The following is a 23987-nucleotide window of genomic DNA, read 5'->3' as shown; positions in this document are numbered from 1 at the left end:
GAAATGGCTGTTTCTGTTCCTGATATTGCTGGTCGCGTTTTATCTGCTCTGTCTGTTCAGTAAACTATGGCTCTTGTCGAAGCGTAAGCATCGGTTGCATCGCGCCCTGCTTAACGGGCGTGTCTCAGGGATGAGACGAGTAGCAAAACGTAGGAAACGTTTTTGAGCGCCGTTTTTTGGTGATCTGAAGGAGGGTAAGGATAACCCACCGAGTAAAAACTGGAAGGAGTGAGCGAATATGTCGATACCGTCCGTTGACTGGGATCTGGCCCTGATTCAAAAATATAACTATTCTGGGCCGCGTTATACGTCTTATCCCACAGCGTTAGAATTCAGTGAAGCTTACGATGAGCCTGCGTTTCAGCAGGCTATCGCCCGTTATCCGCAGCGACCGCTGTCGCTGTATATCCACATCCCTTTTTGCCATCGGCTGTGCTATTTCTGCGGTTGTAATAAGCTGGTTACGCGTCAGCAGCATAAAGCGGATGAATACCTTGATGTGCTGGAGTTGGAAATTCGCCAGCGCGCGCCGCTATTCGTCGGACGAACGGTGACGCAACTGCATTGGGGCGGCGGTACGCCAACCTACCTGAATAAAGTACAAATCAGTCGGCTGATGTCGCTGCTGCGCGAGCTGTTCTCTTTTTCCGATCAGGCTGAGCTGTCGCTTGAAGTCGATCCGCGGGAAATTGAGCTGGACGTCCTCGATCATCTGCGGGCTGAAGGGTTCAACCGCCTTAGCATGGGCGTGCAGGATTTTAATAAAGACGTTCAGAAACTGGTTAATCGTGAGCAGGATGAAGACTTTATTTTTGCTCTTATTGAGCGGGCAAAAGCGCTAGGCTTCACCTCAACCAATATTGATTTGATTTACGGCCTACCGAAACAAACGCCGGAAAGCTTCGCCTTTACGCTACAGCGCGTTGCGGAATTAAACCCTCACCGGCTTAGCGTCTTTAACTATGCGCATTTACCCAGCCTGTTCGCGGCACAGCGCAAGATTAAAGAAGCCGATTTACCGAGCGCGGAACAAAAGCTGGATATTCTGCAACAGACGATTGGATCGCTGACGCAGTCGGGCTATCAGTTTATCGGTATGGATCACTTTGCGCGCCCAGACGATGAGCTGGCGGTGGCGCAGCGAGAAGGGAAGTTGCATCGCAATTTTCAGGGCTATACGACACAGGGCGATAGCGATCTGCTTGGGATGGGGGTTTCGGCGATTAGTATGATCGGTGATAGCTATGCCCAGAACCAGAAAGAGCTGAAGCAGTATTATGCGCAGGTCAAAGACAAAGGAAATGGCTTGTGGCGTGGGCTGCAATTGACACGTGACGACTGCCTTCGCCGCGATGTGATTAAGACGCTGATCTGTAATTTCCAACTCAGCTATGCGCCGATTGAAGCGGAATACGCTATCGATTTTAAAACCTACTTTGAGCAAGATTTAGCCTTGCTGGCACCGCTGGTGGCCGATGGGCTGGTCGATAGTCAGGAAGACGGGCTGGTAGTGACGCCGAAAGGACGTTTGCTGATCCGCAATATCTGTATGTGCTTTGATGTCTATCTACGTAACAAGCTCAGAACACAGCAATTTTCCCGCGTGATTTAACCAAAAAAACAGCCAGTCGATGTTAGCATCGACTGGCTGTTCTCGAGTTTTTTATGATCAACTAAAGAAGTTAATCAGTGCGGCACACAAAACGGCGGCAATAGCAGCCTGCGGCGAATGGCTTGCCGCAGAGCCAATTTCAGCGCCGTGTGTTGCAACGGAAAGTGTTGCCGCAGAAATCAATGAGCCCAGCATGGTATTCCTCCCGAATCAGCGACACGATCATACTGCGGACTCAAGGCAAGTAAAGGACAAATTAGTGACAATTTCGTGCGCCAGATTGTATTTTTTATCACCAAATTGCTTGTTAACAATTGAGCAATAAAAAAACAATCCCGCTACTCCATTCCCAGCTCTTTTAATTTACGCGTCAGGGTATTTCTGCCCCATCCCAGCAATCTTGCCGCTTCCTGTTTATGTCCCTGAGTATGCCGCAGTGCCGTTGTCAGCAACGTCCTTTCCATTTCTGGCTGTGCTTCTGCCAACAGGTTTTGATGACCGGAACGCAGTGCGCGATCGGCCCATTGTGCCAACAGCGTGGCCCAACTGTCTGGCAGAATATGCACGGTAGAATCAGGCGCAGTGGTCTCGAACAGTTCAGGCGGCAGATCTTGGATCAATACTTCCTGACCGGCGGCCATAACCGTCAGCCAGCGGCAGGTATTCTCCAATTGGCGCACGTTGCCAGGCCACGGTAAACGGGTTAATGCCGTTTCTGCTTCTGGATGCAAATTCTTCGGCTCGACGCCCAGTTCTTTGGCCGTGGCCTGCAAGAAATAACGCGCCAGACGGGGGATGTCTTCCCGACGCTCACGCAATGGTGGCAGATGAACGCGGATCACATTCAGGCGGTGAAACAGGTCATCACGGAATTTGCCTTCCTGCACGCGCTGCTCAAGATTTTGGTGCGTTGCTGCAATAATGCGAACATCTACTTTCACCGCTGCATAGCCGCCAACGCGATAAAACTGTCCATCTGCCAGTACGCGCAGCAGACGTGTTTGTACGTCTAGCGGCATATCGCCGATTTCATCCAGAAACAGCGTACCCCCATCAGCCTGCTCAAAGCGGCCCTGACGGATCTGGTTTGCACCCGTAAATGCGCCTTTTTCATGGCCGAACAGCTCGGATTCTATCAGGTCTTTAGGGATCGCGGCCATATTCAGCGCGATAAAAGGGGCTTTGGTGCGCGGGCTATGGCGATGCAGAGCATGTGCTACCAGCTCTTTACCGGTTCCCGATTCGCCATTGATCAGTACGCTGATCGACGAACGAGATAGACGACCGATAATGCGAAAGACATCCTGCATTGCTGGCGCTTCACCGATAATATCCGTTGTCGGGCCATTAATCGGCTGGTTACGTACCGGTTGCTGCTGCTCCAGATAATGGCTGATTGCGCGTTCGACTAGCGCAACCGCCTCATCAATATCGAACGGTTTCGGCAAATAATCGAACGCACCCTGTTGGTAAGCGCTAACAGCGGCATCCAAATCAGAATGTGCCGTCATAATGATGACCGGGAGCATCGGGTGGCGCTGCTTGATTTGCTGTAAGAGCGCTAATCCATCCATTCCTGGCATGCGGATGTCGGACAGCAGAACGTCAGGCGTTTGTGTCGCTAACGCATGCAATACCTGATTCCCGTTCTCGAACGTTGCGCAGGTTAAACCCGCACCAGCAAGCGCGCGCTCAAGCACCCAACGGATGGAGCTATCGTCATCGACAATCCAGACTATCCCTCGTTGCATTGTGAACCTCACTGGCGAATGGGCAGGTAAACCGAGAATTCGGTGTGTCCTGGCCAACTGTTAAATTCAATTTTACCCGAGTGCTGGTCGATAAGACTGCGGGCAATGGAAAGCCCTAAACCAGTGCCCCCTTCGCGTCCGCTCACCATCGGGTAAAACAGGGTGTCCTGTAGTTGAGCGGGGACGCCGGGGCCGTCATCTTCCACGTCAATACGGGCGGCAAGGCGATAGCGCACGCCGTGCAAGGTAAGCTGAAAAGCCGTGCGGGTACGTATTGTAATCGTCCCGCCTTCCTCACCCAGCGCCTGTAGCGCATTGCGGGTAATGTTCAGCAGTACCTGTTCAATCTGATCAGGGTCGTGAATTAATTCTGGCAGGCTGGGATCATAATCTTTTATCAGCGTCACGTTATCTGGCTTTTCCAGCGAAACAAGTTGACACACGCGTTCGGCAACCTGATGGATGCTTTGGGTGACGTGCAGGCCGGGCTGCTGTGGCCCAAGTAGACGATCAACCAGATTACGCAGGCGATCCGCCTGTTCAATAATGACCTTGGTGTATTCCGTCAATGCTGGGTCGGGCAGCGCCTTGGCAAGCAGCTGCGCGGCTCCGCGCAATCCGCCAAGCGGATTCTTTATCTCATGCGCTAGGCCTCGGACCAAATCACGAGCGGCCTGCTGTTGTGCATGTTGAAGTTGTTCCTGACTGAGACGGCGCTGATTATCCATCGGCGCCATTTCCAGTAAGATAAAATCGTTTTGTACCCGCTGAGCGGTGAGCGACATGATGTGCGCTTTGCCATCCACGACGAGGGTGACTTCGTTATCCGTAAAACCTTGCCCTGAATCCAGACTTTCACGCAGTAGATCGATGTTCAGAGAAAAATATCCCAGCAAATCCGGCAGCGGTGTGCCGGATAATTTACGCGAGCTTTGTGCCAGTAATTGCTGTGCTGCCGGGTTGGAATAGTGAATCGCCAGATCGTTATCCAGCAATAAGATGCTATTTATCAGGGAATTTAGGATCTGCCCAGCATCGGGCAGCGTGCCTGTTGCCATAACGCAGACTCCCGCACCGTCACGGTGCATTGTAGTGTGGATGATGGATGTTACGTCGCAACGGCCAATGCCGGTGGTGAAAAAAGCCCATCCGAAGATGGGCTGAAGCGTTTCCACGGCAACAAAAACAAACTTCTTAATATTCTGTTGTTTATCGGTCATGGTTGAGTATCAGCACACCCAACCATGCCTAAGTCGTAAATTAAACGCTGTAGTACAGTTCGAACTCAACTGGGTGCGGCGTCATACGAACGCGGTCAATCTCAGATTTGCGCAGTTCGATATACGCTTCGATAGCGTCGTCAGTGAACACGCCACCACGGGTCAGGAATTCGCGGTCTTCGTTCAATGCAGCCAGAGCTTCGTCCAGAGAACCTGCAACTTTTGGAATTTCTGCTTCTTCTTCTGGCGGCAGGTCGTACAGGTTTTTGTCCATGGCATCGCCAGGGTGGATTTTGTTGATGATGCCGTCAAGGCCAGCCATCAGCAGTGCAGCGAAGCACAGGTACGGGTTAGCTGCTGGGTCAGGGAAGCGCGCTTCGATGCGACGCGCTTTCGGGCTAGCAACCACTGGGATACGGATTGAAGCAGAACGGTTACGGGCAGAATAAGCCAGCATAACTGGAGCTTCATAGCCCGGGACCAGGCGCTTGTAGGAGTTGGTGGTTGGGTTCGCCAGAGCATTGATGGCTTTAGCGTGCTTGATAACACCGCCGATGTAGAACAGAGCCAGTTCAGACAGGCCGCCGTATTTGTCGCCAGCGAACAGGTTAGTACCGTCTTTAGACAGGGACATATGGCAGTGCATACCTGAACCGTTATCACCGAACATGGGTTTTGGCATGAAGGTCGCGGTTTTGCCGTAGGCGTGAGCCACGTTATGCACAACATATTTGTAGATCTGAATTTCGTCCGCTTTTTTGGTCATGGTGTTGAAGCGGGTGGCCACTTCGTTCTGACCAGCGGTAGCCACTTCGTGGTGGTGAGCTTCAACAACCAGACCCATTTGCTCCATGGTCAGACACATAGCAGAACGGATGTCCTGTGATGAATCGACTGGTGGAACTGGGAAGTAGCCGCCTTTCAGGCCAGGACGGTGACCTTTGTTACCGCCTTCGTATGCTTTACCGGAGTTCCAGTAAGCTTCGATGTCGTCGATAGCAACGTGAGAACCGGACGTGCTGCTGCCGAAACGGATGTCATCGAACAGGAAGAATTCTGGCTCAGGCCCGAACAGTACGGTGTCGGCAATGCCAGAAGAACGCAGGAAATCTTCCGCACGTTTCGCGATAGAGCGCGGGTCGCGGTCATAGCCCTGCATGGTGCCTGGCTCAAGGATGTCACAACGAATGATCAGCGTGGAATCTTCGAAGAACGGATCAATCATCGCGGTGCTGGCATCAGGCATCAGAACCATGTCTGACTCGTTAATACCTTTCCAGCCGCCAATCGAGGAACCATCAAACATTTTACCTTCTTCGAAGAAGTCGGCATTGACTTGATGAGCCGGAATGGTGACGTGCTGCTCTTTACCTTTAGTATCCGTGAAGCGTAAATCAACAAACTTCACTTCGTGCTCATTCAGCATCGTCAAAACATGTTCTGCGGACATACTTGGTTCTCCCGATTGGTCATTTATCGTCGTGGAACGAATATCGTTGTGGATTGATGTTGTTGCCGTGAGTAGACTAAAGCTAAAAGTGTGCCAACTTTTTAAATTCGTGCAATGTGTTGCCCCTTGGGGCTTTCCCACGTAAACCCACTGCACCATTATAGTCTAAAGCACCAAAATGGTGCTTCGTATGTGAATTATTGCACTTATTTAGTGCATTGATGTTCGCTTGTAGCGCTTTTGCACCGTGAAAGGGATCACAAAGCAGGCAGCTCTAGGTTGTTTATCATAGATGCTTGTGATCTTGTTTAGTCCCTCGATTAATACGTGTACAATAGCGCGCTATTTCTAAATGCCTGAGGCAAAGCTGTGATCGAAAATTTGCGTAACATCGCCATTATTGCGCACGTTGACCATGGGAAAACCACCCTGGTTGACAAGCTGTTGCAACAATCCGGAACGTTCGGTGAACGTGTCGAAGCAACTGAGCGTGTAATGGACTCCAACGATTTGGAGAAAGAGCGTGGAATTACTATCCTCGCAAAAAATACCGCCATTAATTGGAAAGACTACCGTATTAACATCGTAGATACCCCGGGACACGCCGATTTCGGCGGCGAGGTTGAGCGTGTTATGTCGATGGTTGACTCGGTACTGCTGGTTGTTGATGCGATGGATGGCCCGATGCCGCAAACTCGTTTCGTGACCAAAAAAGCGTTTGCCAACGGTCTGAAGCCTATTGTGGTTATCAACAAAGTTGACCGCCCTGGTGCGCGTCCTGACTGGGTTGTCGATCAGGTATTCGACCTGTTCGTGAACCTGGATGCGACTGACGAGCAACTGGATTTCCCGATCATTTATGCTTCTGCGCTGAATGGTATTGCGGGTCTCGACCATACCGACATGGCGGAAGATATGACTCCGCTGTATCAGGCGATTGTCGATCATGTTTCTCCGCCTCAGGTTGAGATGGATGCGCCGTTCCAGATGCAGATCTCTCAGCTGGACTACAACAACTATGTTGGCGTCATCGGTATCGGCCGTATCAAGCGCGGTAAAGTTAAGCCTAACCAACAAATTACTATTGTTGATAGCGAAGGCAAAACCCGTAACGGTAAAGTGGGTAAAGTTCTGACTCACCTGGGTCTGGAGCGTATCGACGCGACTGAAGCAGAAGCGGGCGATATCATCGCGATTACTGGTCTGGGCGAGCTGAACATTTCCGACACCATCTGTGATCCGCAGAATGTCGAAGCGCTGCCAGCACTGAGCGTGGATGAGCCTACCGTTACCATGTTCTTCAACGTCAATACCTCACCGTTCTGCGGTAAAGAAGGTAAGTATGTGACGTCGCGCCAGATTCTGGAGCGTCTGAACAAAGAACTGGTGCACAACGTCGCCCTGCGCGTTGACGAAACCGAAGACGCCGATGCGTTCCGCGTTTCTGGTCGTGGTGAATTGCACCTGTCTGTTCTGATTGAGAACATGCGTCGTGAAGGCTTTGAACTGGCCGTATCACGTCCGAAAGTTATCAACCGCGTTATCGATGGCCGTAACCAAGAGCCGTTTGAAAACGTGACGCTGGACATCGAAGAACAGCACCAGGGTTCAGTCATGCAAGCCATGGGTGAGCGTAAAGGTGATGTGAAAGACATGATCCCAGATGGTAAAGGTCGTATCCGTCTGGATTACCTGATCCCAGCTCGCGGTCTGATCGGTTTCCGTACCGAATTCATGACAATGACGTCTGGTACCGGTCTGCTGTACTCCACGTTCAGCCACTACGATGACGTGCGTCCGGGTGAAATCGGCCAGCGTCAGAACGGCGTGCTGGTTTCCAACGGTCAGGGTAAAGCGGTCGCGTTTGCGCTGTTCAGCCTGCAAGATCGCGGTAAGCTGTTCCTCGGACACGGTGCAGAAGTGTATGAAGGCCAAATCATCGGTATTCACTCACGTTCTAACGATCTGACAGTCAACTGTCTGACCGGTAAGAAACTGACCAACATGCGTGCATCAGGTACCGATGAAGCGACCACGCTGGTTCCCGCGATCAAAATGTCTCTGGAACAAGCGTTGGAGTTCATTGATGACGACGAACTGGTTGAAGTTACGCCACAGTCTATTCGTATTCGTAAGCGTCACCTGACCGAAAACGATCGTAAACGCGCGAGCCGCGGCAGCAAAGACGTCTAATTTCAGACGGATTTGTCTTGTCACACAACAGGGCACCTTCGGGTGCCCTGAATTTTATGCGCTTTCTTCCACTTTAACCTTTCCTTATATTTCCTCCCTGTTCAGTTATGCCATTTCCCGCTACAGTGAAAATCCTACGATTACGTCAGGAGGTAGCTGCCATGCTGTATATCTTTGATTTGGGTAATGTTGTCATTGATATTGATTTCAAAAGGGTATTGGGCGTTTGGAGTAATCTGAGCAGCGCGCCGCTCGCAACGCTGCAAGAGCGTTTTGCCATGGGCGAAACGTTTGAACAGCACGAGCGAGGCGAAATTAGCGACGAGGAATTTGCCACCAGACTGTGCCAGGAAATGGGCATTGCTCTGAGTTTCGAACAGTTCACCGCTGGCTGGCAGGCTATTTTTGTCGCACTGCGTCCTGAGGTTATCGACATCATGCAGCGTTTGCGTCAGGAAGGACACCGCGTGGTGGTTCTGTCGAATACCAATCGCCTCCATTGTTCACACTGGCCAGCACTATTCCCAGAAGTGGAGGTGGCGGCTGACAAACTCTATTTATCGCAAGACATTGGGCTACGTAAGCCTGAATTGGCGATTTACCACTATGTCCTGACACAGGAAGGTGTTATGCCTGCGCAGGCCGTGTTTTTTGACGATAACCCTGCAAATGTTGATGCTGCGCAGAGTCTGTGCATTCACAGCATTCTGGTGACCGATCGTCAGGTGGTGCCGGATTTTTTCGCGATGCAGACAACGACGGCCAAAGCATGATTTATATCGCTGGGGCCGACACAGCCCCTATTGGGAATGATAACATCAGGAGTAGTTGGGTTTTATGATTGCGCTAATTCAGCGGGTTTCCAGCGCCAGCGTTACGGTAGAAGGCAATATCATTGGGGAAATCGATAAGGGTTTACTGATATTGCTGGGCGTTGAGCAAGGTGATGACGAACAAAAAGCCACACGACTTTGCGAACGCGTATTGGGTTACCGGATATTCGGTGACGATGACGGGAAAATGAACCTCAATGTTCGTCAGGCTGGCGGCAATGTGCTGGTGGTTTCCCAGTTTACGCTGGTAGCCGATACGCAGCGTGGCATGCGGCCTGGATTTTCTCGCGGTGCGCATCCCTCAGAGGCCGATCGCCTCTATCAGTATTTTGTCGGGCAGTGTCGTGAACAAGGCGTTCACACAGAAACGGGGCAGTTTGCGGCGGATATGAAAGTGGCGTTGGTGAATGATGGCCCGGTGACGTTCTGGCTACAAACATAAACTTATCGTTCGGTGTATAAGTTTATTGGCTGTCTGGTTTTATGAATCCTGATGCAATCAGGCATCTCGGTATAGAGGAAGGGTTATGTATCATTTGAGAGTACCTGAAAGCGCGGAAGAACTGGATGCGTACTATCAATTTCGCTGGGAAATGCTGCGTAAACCCCTACACCAGCCGCTAGGCTCCGAACGCGATGCCTATGATGCGCTGGCACATCACCAAACGGTGGTTGATGAGCAAGGGAAGCTGGTCGCGATTGGGCGTCTTTCTATTAATGCAGATAATGAAGCGTCGATCCGTTTCTTAGCCGTTCATCCCGATCTGCGGGGGAAAGGGTTAGGCACGTTGCTTGCGATTACCCTGGAGTCCGTCGCGCGTCAGGAAAGCGTCAAGCGCGTAGTCTGTAGCGCCCGTGAAGATGCCATGGATTTCTTCTCCAAGCTGGGTTTTGTTAATCAGGGGGAAATCACCGCGCCACAAACGACGCCTGTGCGTCACTTCCTGATGATCAAACCGGTGGCGACGCTGGATGATATTTTACACCGCCCTGACTGGTGCGGGCAGTTGCAACAGGCCTGGTATGAGCACATCCCTCTGAGTGAAAAAATGGGGGTGAGGATAAGCCAATACACTGGCAAAAAATTTATCACCACCATGCCTGAAGCGGGTAATCAGAACCCACACCACACGCTTTTTGCTGGCAGCATGTTTTCTCTTGCTACGCTCACCGGTTGGGGATTGATCTGGTTGTTGTTGCGTGAACGGCACCTTGGTGGAACCATTATTCTGGCAGACGCACACATCCGCTACAGTGCGCCGGTGAGTGGTCGGCCGAGCGCGATTGCTGATTTAGGCTCGCTGAGTGGCGATCTGGATCGCCTTGCGCGTGGACGTAAAGCTCGCGTGCAGTTAAACGTCGAGCTCTTTGGTGATGACAATAAAGGCGCGTTATTTGAAGGCGTTTATATTGTGTTGCCTGCTCAGCCGGATGCGCCATTGGAAAAGGGCGGATCGGAAGTAGATTAACCCACAGCCATCTATTATGACGTTCTTCTCATTAGTACATCGTGATATTCGTATCTTGTCATCGTAATCCTAAAGATTTTTAATGGGATGCCCTAATGTCGATCGTTTCAGGATCGAAGTACTGGGGGCTACCAAGGCGCGAGGCATCCTTGCAGGAGCCTCATCACCGTTCCCCCGTCCGTATTTTGAATACCATAACAGTTACTGCCTTTCCGTCACGGTTCCTTGATGCATTTGTTGTCTGATTGAGTGGTCACTGCTATCCACGCCTTGCAGCGTACCGTTTAGCGTTGGTTTCAGCGGTGTATCAGCGGCAAGTCGTCCATTCAACTGCAATTGCAGATTGGTGTTACCCGTCGGTGCGGTTGCGGGTTCTGGCCATCCCCAACGTGTCAGAACATCCAGCGGTACGGCGCGCCCTGTCAGTGACAGGGAGACATTGCGTGCTGGTTGCTGGTTGATGGTTGCCTTGGCATCCAGCATGCCATTTTGCGTAAATGCACTGAGTTCGTTAATGGTTATCTGGTTGTCATCGGCCACTAGCGCCATCGAAGGGCGGCGAACATCGACTTTATTGAACGTCGCGTCGCTGGCATTAAGATTCAACGATCCTGTCCACACTCCCCATTGGTGATTGCGAGCCAGTAGTAAATCACTGCCGTAGCCATCTAGCGCCGTGAGCTGGAAAGGGAAGTCTGGGTTGATATCGATCAGTAGGTTGCGGTTCGCCGTGAATTTTCGCACATTCACTTCTGCCAGCCAGGATGGCAGCGTCGCTTGCCAGCGTTGGCGCCAGTCACTGGGGAGCGTGTACTCCATCCCGGCGACAACAAATTCATTCAGCTGTAAACGGCGGTTGTTTCGCTGCCAGTTGCCATTGGTTCGCAGTAAACCGCCTTCCCAACGCGTAGAAAATTGCTTGATGTTAACGCCCGCCGGAGACAAATCCAGGTTTACGATCGGGTCAATAAGATGCATATTACCGTTCACAATATCGGTTGCATTGAACGACAGCGTCCCCCCTTCGCTCTGCCAGTCATTCTGCTTAAACGTGACATTTTGCAGTGCGACATCCAGATCGATAAACGCCCAGCCTGGCCCTTCAATCCGAGCATCAATCAGATCAAAACGGTTAACCGTGACAGAGGGCAGTTCAGTGACAGGCTGCCAGAAGGCTTCCGGCGTTCTTTGCGTTTGCAAACGAACATTACTGAGTCGTAGGCTACCGATCTGCCAACTGCCGTCTTCTGCGCGACTGGCGTTGCCCGTTAGCTGCCCTTGAGCAACATCGGCGCCGAAATTACTCAGCGTCAGTTGGTTGTGGTTAATTTCGCCCTGCACTAAGACCTGACTGGCAGGAATATCATTGAGTTCGAGTGAACGGGCGCTGAGCTGGAACTGCCCCTGTTTGCCCAGTAGATAACCCGCTTCGGGCTGCCACGGCATCATTCCGCCGTTGATCTGTTGACCATTCAAGCGCCAATCACCGTCTTTTGCCTGTAGTGCCATGGTACGCAACTGTAGCACGTCGGCTTCGATAGGAAGTGTGGCTGCCTGTGAGGAAAGGTTCAGCGTACCGCCTTCTAATTCCAGGCTGGCAAAATGACGCGGATCGGTAATTTGGCGCACGCTAAACCCTGCGGAAACCTGCTTTGCAGTGAGGGTCGGCGGTTGGTTTTTATGACCAAAACTGACGTCAGTGAGTTGGATATGATCGGCGGTTGACCAGTCATGATTCATTTTGCCCAGTGATAACTGGTAGTCGGTGTTCTGGTTTACCCAATTGCTTACCCAGCCTGCCGCCCAACTGGTTTGCAGTAATACGTATACGACCACCAGCGCTAAAAAGGCCAGTAGCAGCAGGGTCAGCAATAATTTCCCGATAAATTTCATCGTGTCAGTCCATGCCAATCGTCAGGGAGAACTGTTCTTATGCCGCAATTTCCCTGAAGGCTCAATAGGTAATGCTGTTACAGACAGTAAAAAGCGAGCGGTGTTGCATCACCGCTCGCTTTTACATGAATTGAACAGAAATTATTGCGTGCTGGCGCTATTTTTCTTCGTGTGGGAAAACCATATTCAACACGATCGCCGTAATCCCACCAGCGGCAATACCAGAAGACAGTAATGTTTTAATCCAATCCGGCGCAAATTGCAGAATCAACGGCTGCTGTGACACGCCAAGACCAACAGCCAGTGACAGCGCAATAATCATGATTGCGCGACGGTTAAGCGGTTCACGGGACACAATACGTACGCCGGAAGCGGCGATCGTACCAAACATCACGATAGTGGCACCGCCCAGAACGGGCTCTGGAATATGCTGCACAAATCCGCTGACGGCAGGGAACAGCCCCAGTGCGATCAGCATCAGCGAAACCACGAAGCCGACATAGCGGCTGGCAACACCGGTAAGCTGGATGACGCCGTTATTCTGGCCGAAGCACGAGTTAGGGAAGGTATTGAATACAGCAGACAGGCAAGAGTTCAAACCGTTTGCCAGCACGCCGCCTTTCAAGCGTTTCATGTACAGCGGGCCTCTGACTGGCTGCTCAGAAACGTCGGAAGTCGCGGTGATATCACCGATGGTTTCTAACGATGTGACCATGAAGACGAGTATCAGCGGAACCAACAGATTCCAGTCAAAACCTAAACCGTAATACAGCGGCGTGGGCACCATGATGACGGTATCGTGTGGCGCTGGCGTGCTTTCCGGCAGCATTCCCATCAACCAGGCACCCAGATAACCCACCGCCATGGCAATCACCAGCGACGCGACGCGCAGGTAAGGGTTACGCTGGCGGTTAAGCAGAATAATCACCAGCAACACTGCGCCCGCTAATAATAAATTCTTGGGTGCGCCGAAGGTACTATTACCCATTGCGGCATAGCCGCCACCGATGGAGGTCAGGCCGACCTGAATCAGCGACAGACCAATGATCATCACCACAATGCCGGAAACCAGCGGGGTAATGATGCGACGGGTTAAATGCAGGAAACGTGAAAGAATGATTTCGGTGAAGGAAGCAACCATCAGCGTACCGAACAGTGCTGCCATCATCGTGGGAACATCCGCACCACCGTTTTTCAAGGCCAGCCCACCCATAATCAGCGGCGTTACGAAGTTAAAGCTGGTGCCCTGAATAGACAGCAGACCAGAACCGACGGGGCCCCAGGTTTTAATTTGTAGAATAGAGGCCAAGCCGGAAGCGAAAAGCGACATACTGATGATGCGCTGCGTATCCTGAGCGGGTAAACCTAATGCCTGACAGATCAGCAACGCGGGAGTAATCACCGCAACAAACATGGCAAGCAGGTGCTGGCTGGCGGCGAATAGCGTTTGCGGCAGCGGCGGCCTGTCTTCAAGACGATAGATAAGTTCACTGCGCTGAGGGGCGTCAGCGGCTTCTGTTTGGGACGTTTCCGTGGTGGTAGTCATGATGTGAGTGTTGGCGTTCCTGAAACGACAAAGAGCGCATTTTAATGATCTCTTTGCTGAAAGCAAACGTTTGCTAACGCATCTTTTCGATATGAATTTTGTCTGATGAGCAAGACCTTATTATGTAAGGTGATACTTTTAAGAAAAACGAAGAATGCGCTGCTGTGATTAAGCGTTGGTGTAGCGTGCGCGCTCGGGTAGCCAGCGCTCGATTAGCGCAATGGCATGCTCGGGATAGTACTCATGCAGATGGCGAGCAACGCGGTGTACCTGTGGAATCAAATCCCGATCGCGCAGGAGATCGGCCACTTTGAACTCGGCATTACCCGTTTGACGCGTACCTAACAATTCCCCCGGCCCACGAATTTCCAGATCGCGTTGGGCGATGACAAAGCCGTCATTGCTATCGCGGAGTACCTGAAGACGTTTTTGTGCGGTTTTGCTCATGGGCGTTTTATAAAGCAGCACACAGTGGGATGCCACCGCACCGCGTCCGACACGCCCGCGTAATTGGTGCAATTGCGCCAGACCTAGACGTTCTGGGTTTTCAATAATCATCAGGCTAGCATTGGGTACATCAACCCCGACTTCGATGACGGTGGTTGCCACCAGCAGTTGCAGATCCCCCTGTTTAAACGACTGCATTACCGCCTGTTTTTCTTGCGCTTTCATGCGGCCGTGAACCAATCCAACCTTGAGGTTCGGCAGAGCAGCCTTCAGCTCTTCGCTGGTGGCTTCTGCTGCCTGCGCTTCCAAGAGATCGGATTCTTCAATCAGTGTACAGACCCAATAAGCCTGGCGACCTTCCTGCTGACAGGCGCTATTCACACGTTCGATGATGTCGCTGCGGCGTGAGTCTGGTATCGCGACCGTGGTGACAGGGGTTCTACCCGGCGGTAGCTCATCAATAACAGAAGTATCTAGATCGGCATAGGCTGTCATCGCCAGCGTACGGGGAATGGGGGTGGCGGTCATAATCAACTGATGAGGATGAAAACCCTGCTCTTCGCCTTTTTCCCACAGCGCAAGGCGTTGATGCACGCCAAAGCGATGCTGTTCATCAATGATGACCAATGCCAATCCGTTGAATTTCACCTGTTGCTGGAAAATGGCGTGTGTCCCAACAACCATGGAAACCTGGCCGCTAGCAATAGCGTCCTGCTGCGCCTGACGCGCTTTTCCTTTTTGTTTACCAGCTAGCCAACCGACTTCAAGCCCTAATGGTTCGAACCACTGACGAAAATTATGCGCGTGTTGTTCGGCCAATAGCTCTGTTGGTGCCATTAGCGCGACCTGTTTGCCATTGGCAATAGCACGTAATGCGGCCAGCGCGGCGACCAGCGTTTTCCCTGAGCCCACATCACCCTGCACCAGCCGCATCATCGGGAAATCTTTCTCCATATCCGTTTCGATCTCCGCCACGACACGATCTTGTGCCTGCGTGGGGGTGAACGGCAGGGCGGCGAGCAGTTGCTGTTTCAAACTGTCTTTAGCGGGTAGCGGCGACGCTTTATGCCGCTGCTCCCCTGCTCGCACGGCAAGCAGGCTCAGGTTATGCGCCAGCAATTCTTCCATAATCAGTCGCTGCTGCGCCGGGTGTTTCCCATTCTCAAGCTCACTGAGCTGCATATCCGGCGGGGGACGATGTAACGTGCGCAACGCGTCCGGCAGGCTAATGAGCGAGCCGCTTAGTGATTCAGGCAGTAATTCATCAATGTGATTTGCGGTAAGTAGCTCCAGCGCCTGATCGGTGAGCTTGCGCAGGGTCGCCTGACGAATGCCCTCTGTGGAGGGGTAAACGGGCGTGAGTGATTCTTGTAACTCGACCTGCGTATTATCCCCCTGAACACGATATTCAGGATGGATGATCTCCGCACCGATTTTACCACGCTTGATCTCGCCATAAGCGGTAACGCGCTGTCCCGGTGCGAGACTGTTTTTCATCGCAGCGCTGAAATTGAAGAAGCGCATGGTCAGCATGCCGCTGCCGTCGCTGATTTGGCAGGTCAACATGCGACGGCTGCCAAAGGTGATGTCGTTGCGTAGAATTTCACCTTCCACGGTGGCATACATGCCAGGGAGGAGATCACCAATCGGGTAAAGATGCGTACGGTCTTCGTAGCGTAAAGGCAAATGCAGTAAGAGATCCTGCACGGTTTCCAAACCGAGTCGTGCGAGTTTTGTTGCCTGACTTGCACCCACACCGGCAAGTGTACTCAGCGGTTGGGTGTTCAGCAGGCGGCCTTTCATCAGCACTCCGACGATTGCATCGCGGCCCACCACGGGGTATCCGCTACAATCTGACCCTGATGGTCAATATAAGGGCGAGGCAGCCCTTTACGTTTTGCGACGCGTGCCAGTACTGGATAGCCCCCTTCAAACAGCAGGCGCTGCTGCTCTTCTTCATCCAACGGACTGTCTTCACGCTGGTACATGCCAGCGATCTGGCGCTGGCGCTGGGCTTCATACAGGATCAACGCCGAGGCTACAGACACATTCAGCGACTGCACCATGCCAGTCATCGGAATGATGATATCTCGATCGGCCAGCTTGAGTGCTTCGGCAGTAATGCCGGTTTTTTCTTGTCCGAGCAGAATACAGGTCGGGCGAGTGTAATCAATTTCCCGAAAATCGACCGCGTGTTCAGACAAATTGGTCGCCAGAACCTGCATCCCCTCATCCTTCAGATGGCCGACCGCATCATGTATGGTGCGATGGGTTTTAACTTCTACCCAACTATTACTGCCCGCGGCGGAGGAAACCAGCGTTTTCATTCGGCTGGTGGGCCAAATCGCATGGACCTGATGTACGCCGACGGCATCCGCAGTGCGGATCACGGCCGAAATATTATGCGGTTTATGCACCTGCTCCATGCAAATCGTCAGATCGGGCTGACGGCAGTTGAGCATTTCTTTTATGCGTGCATAACGTTGAGGTGTCATGACGATTAATTTCGGTTACGGTTAACTTTGATGACATCCGGCATTACGCGAATTTTACGCATAATATTAGCCAAATGAACGCGATCGAGGGTAGTGAGACGGATAAAGGCGCTGTATACGCGGCCATCCCTCTCTTCCGTATTGATGCTCTGAATATTGGAGTTCGCCGCGTTAATCGCTGCCGTCAGGTTCGCCAGTGCGCCCTGATGGTTGAACATATCCACTTTGATTTCGGCGATGAACTCTTGTTCCGTCACCTTATCCCACTCTACCGCCATGAATTTTTCAGGTTCTTTCTGATAGCCGCGAATGTTGCGGCAGGATTCATGGTGAATCACCAACCCTTTACCGGGGCTGACATGGGCAATGATCGGATCGCCAGGGATGGGGCGACAGCATTTGGCGAAGGAAAGCATCACGCCATCTGCGCCTTTGATCGGCAACTTGCGCAGCCCAGTATTTCCCAGTTCAGACTGTTCATTCAGCAGGTTTTTCGCCACCACGACGCTCATGGCGTTGCCCATACCAATTTCCGCCATCAGATCGTCCAGCGTGGCGAGCTTCATGCGCTCAAGCTCAAGCTGAATAGATTTCTCAGGGATGTCAGAGAGTTTGCGGCCATTGCCCAATGCGTGGTTCAGTAAACGGCGTCCGAGACTCACGGAATCATCTCGTTTGAGGTTTTTCAGCATCTGGCGAATTTTTGAACGTGCTCTGGAGCTGACCACGAAGTTAAGCCATGCGGCATTCGGTCTGGCACCCGGTGCAGTAATAATTTCAACGGTTTGACCGCTGGTGAGCGACTGCGACAGCGGGTAAGGCTGACGGTCAACGCGTGCCCCGACGCAGGCATGGCCAATATCGGTGTGCACCGCGTAGGCGAAATCGACAGGCGTCGCACCGGCGGGAAGCTCAACAATGCGGCCTTCCGGCGTAAAGACGTACATCTCGTCAGGGAAGAGATCGGACTTCACGCTTTCGATAAATTCAAACGAGCTACCGGCACTTTGCTGGAGTTCCAGCAGGCTTTGCATCCAGCGTTGGGCGCGTACCTGTGCGGTGGTGCTGCTCTCGCCTTCTTTATAGGCCCAGTGCGCCGCGACACCCATTTCTGCCATTTGATCCATGTCGTCGGTGCGAATTTGCACCTCGACCGGAACGCCATGCGGACCAATCAGAGACGTATGCAGCGATTGGTAGCCGTTCGCTTTGGGAATGGCGATATAATCTTTCACCCGGCCTGGGCGGGGTTTATACAGGCTATGAACCTGACCGAGCACGCGATAGCAGGTGTCCAATTCTTTGACGATGACCCGAAACGCGTAGATATCCATGATGGAGTGAAAACGCTGCTCTTTCAGGTGCATTTTGCAGTAGATGGAGTACAGGTGTTTTTCGCGACCGCTGACGCGGCAGGCAATCCCGGCTTCTGTCAAACGGCCTTCGATTTCCGACAGGATTTTCTGAATCATTTCCTTGCGGTTACCGCGCGCAGCCTTAACGACCTCTTTAATGACGCGATAACGATTCGGATACAGCGCCTCAAAACCCAGTTCTTCCAGCTCAGTTTTGAGGTGATGGATACCCAGTCTGTGTGCCAGTGGGCTGTATATTTCCAGCGTTTCACGGGCAATGCGGCGACGTTTGTCTGGGCGCAATGAACCCAGCGTGCGCATGTTATGGGTACGGTCTGCAAGTTTGATCAGGATGACGCGAATGTCCTGCACCATCGCCATGATCATTTTGCGAAAGTTTTCAGCCTGCGCTTCTTTCTTATCGCGGAACTTCAGTTTGTCCAGCTTGGACACGCCCTCTACCAGTTCAGCAACGCTTTTACCAAAAAGCTGTTCCATGTCCTGATAGGTGGCGGGGGTGTCTTCTATGACATCATGCAGCAGTGCTGCCATCAGCGTTTCGTAATCGAGACGCATCTCCGCCAGAATGCAGGCGACGGCAACAGGGTGTGTGATGTAGGGTTCACCGCTGGAGCGAGTCTGCCCCTCGTGAGCATCACGTGCAACCAAGTAAGCCTGCTGTAAACGTTTGATCTGATCTTCGGGAAGATAACGTTGAATCAGCAGATTAAGGCTTTCAAAAATGTACAAGGGCGACTCGTGGTGTGATTAACGGCGGCCTTCAGCAATCGCGGTAACCGCCTGAATCTCTGCGGCTTCCTGCTCTTGCTGTTCCTGACGGTCACGAACATCCAGAATTTGGTTGTTGATCAGACCTTCTTCGATCTCACGCAGTGCGATCACGGTGTACTTATCGTTTTCTTCAGGGACCAACGGATCTTTACCACCAGTCTGGATTTGACGGGCGCGACGAGCAGCGACCAACACCAGGTCAAAACGGTTACCAATTTTCTCTACAGCGTCTTGAACAGTTACGCGTGCCATAATGTGCTACTCCACAGGAAATAAAATGACTGCGCATCATACTGAAAGAGGCGTCAGTCTGCCAATAGTTTGGTGATTAATGCATCATGCCGAACCTGTTGCCTGCTCAAACGCAGACGTTCGGCGCGAATAATGGTTTTCAGATCGAGCAGCGCCAGATCGAAATCATCATTCACAATCAGGTAATCATACTCGCCGTAGTGCGTCATTTCAGCCACGGCTTGAGACATACGGCGAGCAATAACGTCATCACTATCTTGTCCACGGCCACGCAGGCGGCGAGCCAGCTCTTCTTTGGACGGCGGCAGAATGAAAATACTGCGCGCGTGCGGCATTTGAGCACGGATTTGTTCGGCACCTTGCCAGTCAATATCCAGAAAAACATCAACACCTGTCGCTAATACCTGCTCAATGGCAAGTCGGGATGTACCGTAGTAATTGCCGAAAACTTCAGCGTGCTCCAGAAACTCACGATCCTGAATCATACGCTTAAATTCATCGACTTCGACGAAGAAATAGTGTTCGCCGTGGTTTTCTCCTGGTCGTTTCGCTCGTGTGGTATGCGAAATCGATACCTGAGTGTCGTAAAGCGGCTGAGTTTTTAATAACGCCTGAATCAGGCTGGATTTCCCAGCCCCACTGGGAGCAGAAACGATATATAACGTGCCTTGAGCCATAATGAAGTTTTATTCATGGTTACGATGGTGAATGGTGATATGCGGCAGGAACATGCGCATATCACCGCATTATACACGCCTATATGTCATCAGTCGCGCTGCGATAAGTTCTCCGCAGATTGTTTTTCCGTTATGCCATTGGGAAAATTTTTTGCCAGCGTGTATTTTTGAGATTGCGACGCGCGTTCCCGTCTTTTTTATCGGTGCTGCAAACGATGAATCATCTTGCGGCGCGTTTGGCATTGCTCCTTTTTTCGCCTCGTCTTTTCCTCTGTGTTGCTATGTACTGCGGCCATTCGCTACTGGATGGCAGGAGGGGCTATGTGGCTCAGGGGTTGCACCTTTTGGATTATCTGCGTTGTTGGGGGGATCAGCGGTTTTTCGGCTGCGGCCGAAGTCTGTCCCGATTGGGATAACACGCGTTCGAACAAAGAAATTGCTGCATTGCGTCATCAGTTAGAACGGTGGGATGACGTGTATTACGCCGAGGGGAAAAGCCCGATAGCTGATGACGTTTATGATCAACTGCGAGAGCAGTTAAACCAGTGGTTAGGTTGTTTTCAGCCGCAACATATTGTTCCTGTTCGGTTACCCTCTCATGGCAAGCAGCTTCATCCTGTTGCTCATACGGGACTGAAGAAATTGTCCGATCGTGGGCAATTGATGCAGTGGATCGCACAGCGTAAGGATTTGTGGATTCAGCCAAAAGTGGATGGTGTGGCTGTCTCGTTGCTCTATCAGCACGGTAAGCTCGTGTCTGCGGTTAGCCGGGGTAATGGCCTGCAAGGTGAAGACTGGACGGAAAAAGTTCGTCTGATTCCGGGAATTCCTCATGTATTAACCGATGCACCTTCCTCGTTAGTATTGCAAGGGGAGCTTTTTCTGAAGATGACCGATCACCAACAACATACTCAGGGTGGTCTTAATGCACGCTCGGTGGTGGCGGGTGAAATGCGTCGTCATCAGCCATCTCCCGTGTTGTCGCAGATTGGCCTGTTCGTCTGGGAATGGCCAGATGGTCCAAAGACGATGCCTGAACGTTTGGAAATATTGACAAAAATGGGGTTTGCCATGACAGCAAACTATACCCATGCCATTGAGTCATTCGCTGACGCGGAGAAGTGGCGTCAACACTGGTATCACAGCCCACTCCCTTTTGTGACGGATGGCGTGGTTATCCGCCAGACGAAAGAACCGCAGGGGCGTTATTGGCGTAACGTATCGGCAGACTGGGCGATCGCATGGAAATATCCGCCCGTTCATCAGGTTGCGGAAGTGGCTGATGTGGCGTTTTCTGTCGGGCGGACGGGTAAGATCGCCGTGGTGTTGAAGCTTAGCCCTTTGAAATTGGATGATAAATCGGTTAATCGGGTGAGTGTAGGCTCGCTGTCGCGTTGGAAACAATGGGATGTGTTGCCCGGCGATAGGGTTAGCGTCAGTCTGGCAGGGCAGGGGATTCCACGTCTGGATAATGTGGTATGGCGTGGGACTGAGCGGCCAGTTATCACCCCGCCCAGTGAATATGATTTCCATGCTTTTAGCTGTTTTCAGTATAGCGCGGTTTGCCAGCAGCAATTTCTGGCGCGTTTAGTCTGGTTGAGTGGAGATCACGGCTTAAAGTTAGCGGGAGTGCGTGAAGGGATGTGGCTGCGTCTGATGCAACATGATTTACTGGAGGATGTGCTGTCATGGTTATCTCTGACGGAGGCACAGCTTAATGCGGTCAATGGCATGGGCGATAAGCGGGCGCGAGATATCTATGAGAGCTTGCAGTCGGCGCGGCAGATGCCGCTATCCCGCTGGCTACTTGCTTTGGGTATTCCTGTTCCTCGTTCCGCAATGAGCGCATTAGATAATGTGGATTGGCTGGCGTTACAGAAGTGGACGGCACAACAATGGCAACAGTTCTCCGGTATTGGGGAGCGACGTGCAGAAGAGATTATGGCATTCCTGAAGCACCCTATCGTAGTAGAATTAATTGCCCGATTAGATCGTGAAGGCATACAAGGCATACATAGATAAGTGGTGGTGATTTTTCAGAACATATTGGGGTCGATCCTTTTATTTTTTCGTGTATTCATTCACACAAAAGGACAATTTTTTTCTGTTCTCTCTACTTAATCATAAGTAAAATTTACGAACTAAAGATCTAAGCCTATTTGCTGTTTTGCGATGAACCATAAAAAAGCCTGAGCATCTGATTATTTCCGCTGAACTCAGGCATAGGGATGTTGTCGTATAGCTTCAGATAATAAGAAAGGTTTGTTGGAGCACTTGTCATAATGAAGTTTGTAGCATCTTTTTCGCAACCCAAATTATCGTTTGTCCTGGCAGTTTATATTGGTCTTTTTCTCAATATCTCAGTGTATTATCGCCGATTTGATTATTTTTCACTCTCTGCTGGTAGCCAGGTTCCAACGTTTATCCCCGCTCTTGTTGAATTGACTGCGAGTATCTTATTTACCTTTTTCCTAATGAGGATTATTTCACTCGGGGGACGTCGTTTTTATCGGATTATCGCGTCTCTTTTGGTGTTGATTTCCGTTGCCGCGAGTTATTACATGACGTTTTTTAATGTCGTGATTGGTTATGGCATTATTGCGGCGGTCATGACCACGGATATTGATCTTTCTAAAGAAGTTATTGGTTTTCGTTTTTTCCTGTGGATGCTAGCGGTGAGTGCGTTGCCGCTATTTTTGATCTGGAAGAACTCGCTACGTCATACGCTGATCGAACAGCTCAAATCGCCGGGAAGACGTTTGGTTCCTCTTCTGGTTCTTGCCGCTGTCGTTGCGCTGGTTTGGATGCCGCTTCGCTATATGGACAACGTTCAGTCAGTGTCCGAGCGAGAATCCAATGTGGATTTGCCCAGCTATGGTGGCGTAGTGGCTCACTCGTACCTACCTTCTAACTGGTTGTCTGCGTTAGGATTATTTGCGTACACTAAGTATGACGAGAATCAGGACTCCTCTCATCTTTTCGATCCGGCTCAGCATTTTACCTATGTCCCGCCGAAAGGCATTGACGATACCTACGTGGTTTTCATTATCGGTGAAACAACCCGCTGGGATCATATGGGGCTGTTAGGCTATGAGCGAGATACGACGCCGAAGCTGTCAAAAGAAAAAAACCTGGTCGCTTTCCGCGGCCAATCGTGTGATACCTCAACCAAGCTTTCCATGCGTTGTATGTTTGTGCGAGAAGGTGGCACGGAAGACAACCCGCAACGAACCCTGAAAGAGCAGAATATCTTTGCCGTAATGAAGGCGTTGGGCTTTACCTCTGAGCTGTTTGCGATGCAAAGTGAGGTGTGGTTTTACAATAGCATTGAGGCGAACAACTATTCCTTCCGCGAAATGATTGCGTCAGAGAAACACAATGACGGTAAATCGGTGCAGGATATGTTGCTGGTCGATGAGGTTAAGGAGTCGCTGGCACGTTACCCCAAAGGTAAACATCTGATTGTGCTGCATACCAAAGGCTCTCACTATCTGTATTCCATGCGATATCCCCGTAGCTATGCGCGTTATCAGCCGGAGTGTATGGGCGTTGATGCTTCCTGTACGCGTGAGCAGTTGATTAATGCGTTTGATAATAGCGTGCTCTATACCGATAGCTTTATCGATAGCGTGATCGATCAGGTTCGGGATAAGAAAGCGATCGTGTTTTATGCCTCCGATCACGGTGAATCTATCGATGATAACTACCATTTGCACGGCACGCCGCGTGAGATGGCACCACCCGAGCAGTTCCGTTCACCGATGATGGTATGGATCTCGGATAAATTTTTGGCTGACACCGATAATCTGCATGCGTTTGAGCAGTTGAAAGCTCAGCAGCGCGTTGGCAAAACACATCGCCATGAAGAGCTGTTTGACACGATTCTGGGATGTGTGGGATACACATCGCCTGATGGCGGTATTAACCCTAAAAATAACTGGTGTCAGAAACCTGCTGATTGACATGAATCACGGACAAGGACGTCGGTTTCAGGCTGTAAAT

18 protein-coding genes are annotated in these 23987 nt (G+C 51.4%); 7 read left to right on the top strand and 11 right to left on the bottom strand.

Going from position 1 to position 23987, the window contains the following annotated elements:
* Positions 1-238 precede the first annotated feature (238 nt).
* Complete coding sequence (gene hemN / locus AACH44_RS20690) at positions 239-1612, top strand: oxygen-independent coproporphyrinogen III oxidase (RefSeq protein WP_224717749.1); 1374 nt, start codon at positions 239-241, stop codon at positions 1610-1612.
* Positions 1613-1669: 57 nt separating this feature from the next.
* Here hemN and AACH44_RS20685 read toward each other — a convergent pair whose 3' ends face one another.
* From AACH44_RS20685 to glnA, 4 genes are all read right to left on the bottom strand, one after another.
* Positions 1670-1807, bottom strand: a complete 138-nt coding sequence (locus AACH44_RS20685; RefSeq protein ID WP_338659444.1) for a YshB family small membrane protein — start codon at positions 1805-1807, stop codon at positions 1670-1672.
* 143 nt (positions 1808-1950) lie between these two features.
* Positions 1951-3363: a nitrogen regulation protein NR(I) gene (glnG, locus tag AACH44_RS20680; protein ID WP_039349760.1), complete on the bottom strand. Its 1413-nt coding sequence runs from the start codon at positions 3361-3363 to the stop codon at positions 1951-1953.
* An 8-nt stretch (positions 3364-3371) separates the two neighbouring features.
* Entirely contained in the window at positions 3372-4421 is a 1050-nt protein-coding gene (glnL, locus tag AACH44_RS20675) for a nitrogen regulation protein NR(II) (RefSeq protein ID WP_261849952.1), read from the bottom strand.
* A 202-nt stretch (positions 4422-4623) separates the two neighbouring features.
* Positions 4624-6033: a glutamate--ammonia ligase gene (gene glnA / locus AACH44_RS20670; RefSeq protein WP_261849936.1), complete on the bottom strand. Its 1410-nt coding sequence runs from the start codon at positions 6031-6033 to the stop codon at positions 4624-4626.
* A 369-nt stretch (positions 6034-6402) separates the two neighbouring features.
* On the opposite strand from glnA, the gene typA reads away from it, so the two are divergent.
* The 4 genes from typA (at position 6403) to fabY (ending at position 10528) form a co-directional block, all read left to right on the top strand.
* Positions 6403-8226, top strand: coding sequence for a ribosome-dependent GTPase TypA (typA, locus tag AACH44_RS20665; protein WP_261849937.1), 1824 nt, complete (start codon positions 6403-6405; stop codon positions 8224-8226).
* A gap of 161 nt (positions 8227-8387) precedes the next feature.
* A complete protein-coding gene (gene yihX / locus AACH44_RS20660) occupies positions 8388-8999 on the top strand; it encodes a glucose-1-phosphatase (protein WP_261849938.1) in 612 nt (203 codons plus the stop codon).
* A gap of 64 nt (positions 9000-9063) precedes the next feature.
* A complete protein-coding gene (gene dtd, locus AACH44_RS20655; RefSeq protein WP_014702091.1) occupies positions 9064-9501 on the top strand; it encodes a D-aminoacyl-tRNA deacylase in 438 nt (145 codons plus the stop codon).
* A gap of 85 nt (positions 9502-9586) precedes the next feature.
* Complete coding sequence (fabY, locus tag AACH44_RS20650) at positions 9587-10528, top strand: fatty acid biosynthesis protein FabY (protein ID WP_261849939.1); 942 nt, start codon at positions 9587-9589, stop codon at positions 10526-10528.
* 201 nt (positions 10529-10729) lie between these two features.
* Here fabY and AACH44_RS20645 read toward each other — a convergent pair whose 3' ends face one another.
* From AACH44_RS20645 to gmk, 7 genes are all read right to left on the bottom strand, one after another.
* Positions 10730-12421, bottom strand: a complete 1692-nt coding sequence (locus AACH44_RS20645; RefSeq protein WP_261849940.1) for an AsmA family protein — start codon at positions 12419-12421, stop codon at positions 10730-10732.
* A 157-nt stretch (positions 12422-12578) separates the two neighbouring features.
* Positions 12579-13967 (bottom strand): nucleobase:cation symporter-2 family protein, encoded by a 1389-nt coding sequence (locus AACH44_RS20640; RefSeq protein ID WP_261849941.1) that lies wholly within the window; start codon positions 13965-13967, stop codon positions 12579-12581.
* Positions 13968-14135: 168 nt separating this feature from the next.
* A complete protein-coding gene (gene recG, locus AACH44_RS20635) occupies positions 14136-16217 on the bottom strand; it encodes an ATP-dependent DNA helicase RecG (protein ID WP_261849942.1) in 2082 nt (693 codons plus the stop codon).
* Positions 16217-16909: a tRNA (guanosine(18)-2'-O)-methyltransferase TrmH gene (trmH, locus tag AACH44_RS20630; protein ID WP_261849943.1), complete on the bottom strand. Its 693-nt coding sequence runs from the start codon at positions 16907-16909 to the stop codon at positions 16217-16219. The genes recG and trmH overlap by 1 nt, the downstream gene beginning before the upstream one ends.
* 5 nt (positions 16910-16914) lie before the next feature.
* Positions 16915-19014: a bifunctional GTP diphosphokinase/guanosine-3',5'-bis pyrophosphate 3'-pyrophosphohydrolase gene (gene spoT / locus AACH44_RS20625; RefSeq protein WP_261849944.1), complete on the bottom strand. Its 2100-nt coding sequence runs from the start codon at positions 19012-19014 to the stop codon at positions 16915-16917.
* A gap of 18 nt (positions 19015-19032) precedes the next feature.
* On the bottom strand, positions 19033-19308 hold the full coding sequence (gene rpoZ, locus AACH44_RS20620) for a DNA-directed RNA polymerase subunit omega (RefSeq protein WP_005968230.1): 276 nt from the start codon (positions 19306-19308) through the stop codon (positions 19033-19035).
* Between the two features lie 53 nt (positions 19309-19361).
* On the bottom strand, positions 19362-19985 hold the full coding sequence (gene gmk / locus AACH44_RS20615) for a guanylate kinase (RefSeq protein WP_261849945.1): 624 nt from the start codon (positions 19983-19985) through the stop codon (positions 19362-19364).
* Between the two features lie 321 nt (positions 19986-20306).
* Between gmk and ligB the strand changes: the two genes are divergently transcribed.
* Both ligB and eptB read left to right on the top strand, forming a co-directional pair.
* The gene (gene ligB / locus AACH44_RS20610; protein ID WP_261849946.1) at positions 20307-22007 is read left to right on the top strand and encodes an NAD-dependent DNA ligase LigB; all 1701 of its coding nucleotides are present in this window, start codon (positions 20307-20309) and stop codon (positions 22005-22007) included.
* A 260-nt stretch (positions 22008-22267) separates the two neighbouring features.
* Positions 22268-23947 (top strand): kdo(2)-lipid A phosphoethanolamine 7''-transferase, encoded by a 1680-nt coding sequence (gene eptB / locus AACH44_RS20605; protein ID WP_261849947.1) that lies wholly within the window; start codon positions 22268-22270, stop codon positions 23945-23947.
* The last annotated feature ends 40 nt before the right edge of the window (positions 23948-23987 follow it).

Source organism: Pectobacterium araliae (assembly GCF_037076465.1).
Taxonomy (GTDB): domain Bacteria; phylum Pseudomonadota; class Gammaproteobacteria; order Enterobacterales; family Enterobacteriaceae; genus Pectobacterium; species Pectobacterium araliae.
Note: the sequence above shows the minus strand (reverse complement) of the source record. Positions and strands in the feature narration are given on the sequence as shown.

What these genes read in the sequence shown, in the direction of transcription:
- hemN (WP_224717749.1), top strand. Translation starts at nt 239, where the DNA reads ATGTCGATACCGTCCGTTGACTGGGATCTGGCCCTGATTCAAAAATAT.
- AACH44_RS20685 (WP_338659444.1), bottom strand. Translation starts at nt 1,807, where the DNA reads ATGCTGGGCTCATTGATTTCTGCGGCAACACTTTCCGTTGCAACACAC.
- glnG (WP_039349760.1), bottom strand. Translation starts at nt 3,363, where the DNA reads ATGCAACGAGGGATAGTCTGGATTGTCGATGACGATAGCTCCATCCGT.
- glnL (WP_261849952.1), bottom strand. Translation starts at nt 4,421, where the DNA reads ATGGCAACAGGCACGCTGCCCGATGCTGGGCAGATCCTAAATTCCCTG.
- glnA (WP_261849936.1), bottom strand. Translation starts at nt 6,033, where the DNA reads ATGTCCGCAGAACATGTTTTGACGATGCTGAATGAGCACGAAGTGAAG.
- yihX (WP_261849938.1), top strand. Translation starts at nt 8,388, where the DNA reads ATGCTGTATATCTTTGATTTGGGTAATGTTGTCATTGATATTGATTTC.
- dtd (WP_014702091.1), top strand. Translation starts at nt 9,064, where the DNA reads ATGATTGCGCTAATTCAGCGGGTTTCCAGCGCCAGCGTTACGGTAGAA.
- fabY (WP_261849939.1), top strand. Translation starts at nt 9,587, where the DNA reads ATGTATCATTTGAGAGTACCTGAAAGCGCGGAAGAACTGGATGCGTAC.
- AACH44_RS20645 (WP_261849940.1), bottom strand. Translation starts at nt 12,421, where the DNA reads ATGAAATTTATCGGGAAATTATTGCTGACCCTGCTGCTACTGGCCTTT.
- AACH44_RS20640 (WP_261849941.1), bottom strand. Translation starts at nt 13,967, where the DNA reads ATGACTACCACCACGGAAACGTCCCAAACAGAAGCCGCTGACGCCCCT.
- recG (WP_261849942.1), bottom strand. Translation starts at nt 16,217, where the DNA reads ATGAAAGGCCGCCTGCTGAACACCCAACCGCTGAGTACACTTGCCGGT.
- trmH (WP_261849943.1), bottom strand. Translation starts at nt 16,909, where the DNA reads ATGACACCTCAACGTTATGCACGCATAAAAGAAATGCTCAACTGCCGT.
- rpoZ (WP_005968230.1), bottom strand. Translation starts at nt 19,308, where the DNA reads ATGGCACGCGTAACTGTTCAAGACGCTGTAGAGAAAATTGGTAACCGT.
- gmk (WP_261849945.1), bottom strand. Translation starts at nt 19,985, where the DNA reads ATGGCTCAAGGCACGTTATATATCGTTTCTGCTCCCAGTGGGGCTGGG.
- ligB (WP_261849946.1), top strand. Translation starts at nt 20,307, where the DNA reads ATGTGGCTCAGGGGTTGCACCTTTTGGATTATCTGCGTTGTTGGGGGG.
- eptB (WP_261849947.1), top strand. Translation starts at nt 22,268, where the DNA reads ATGAAGTTTGTAGCATCTTTTTCGCAACCCAAATTATCGTTTGTCCTG.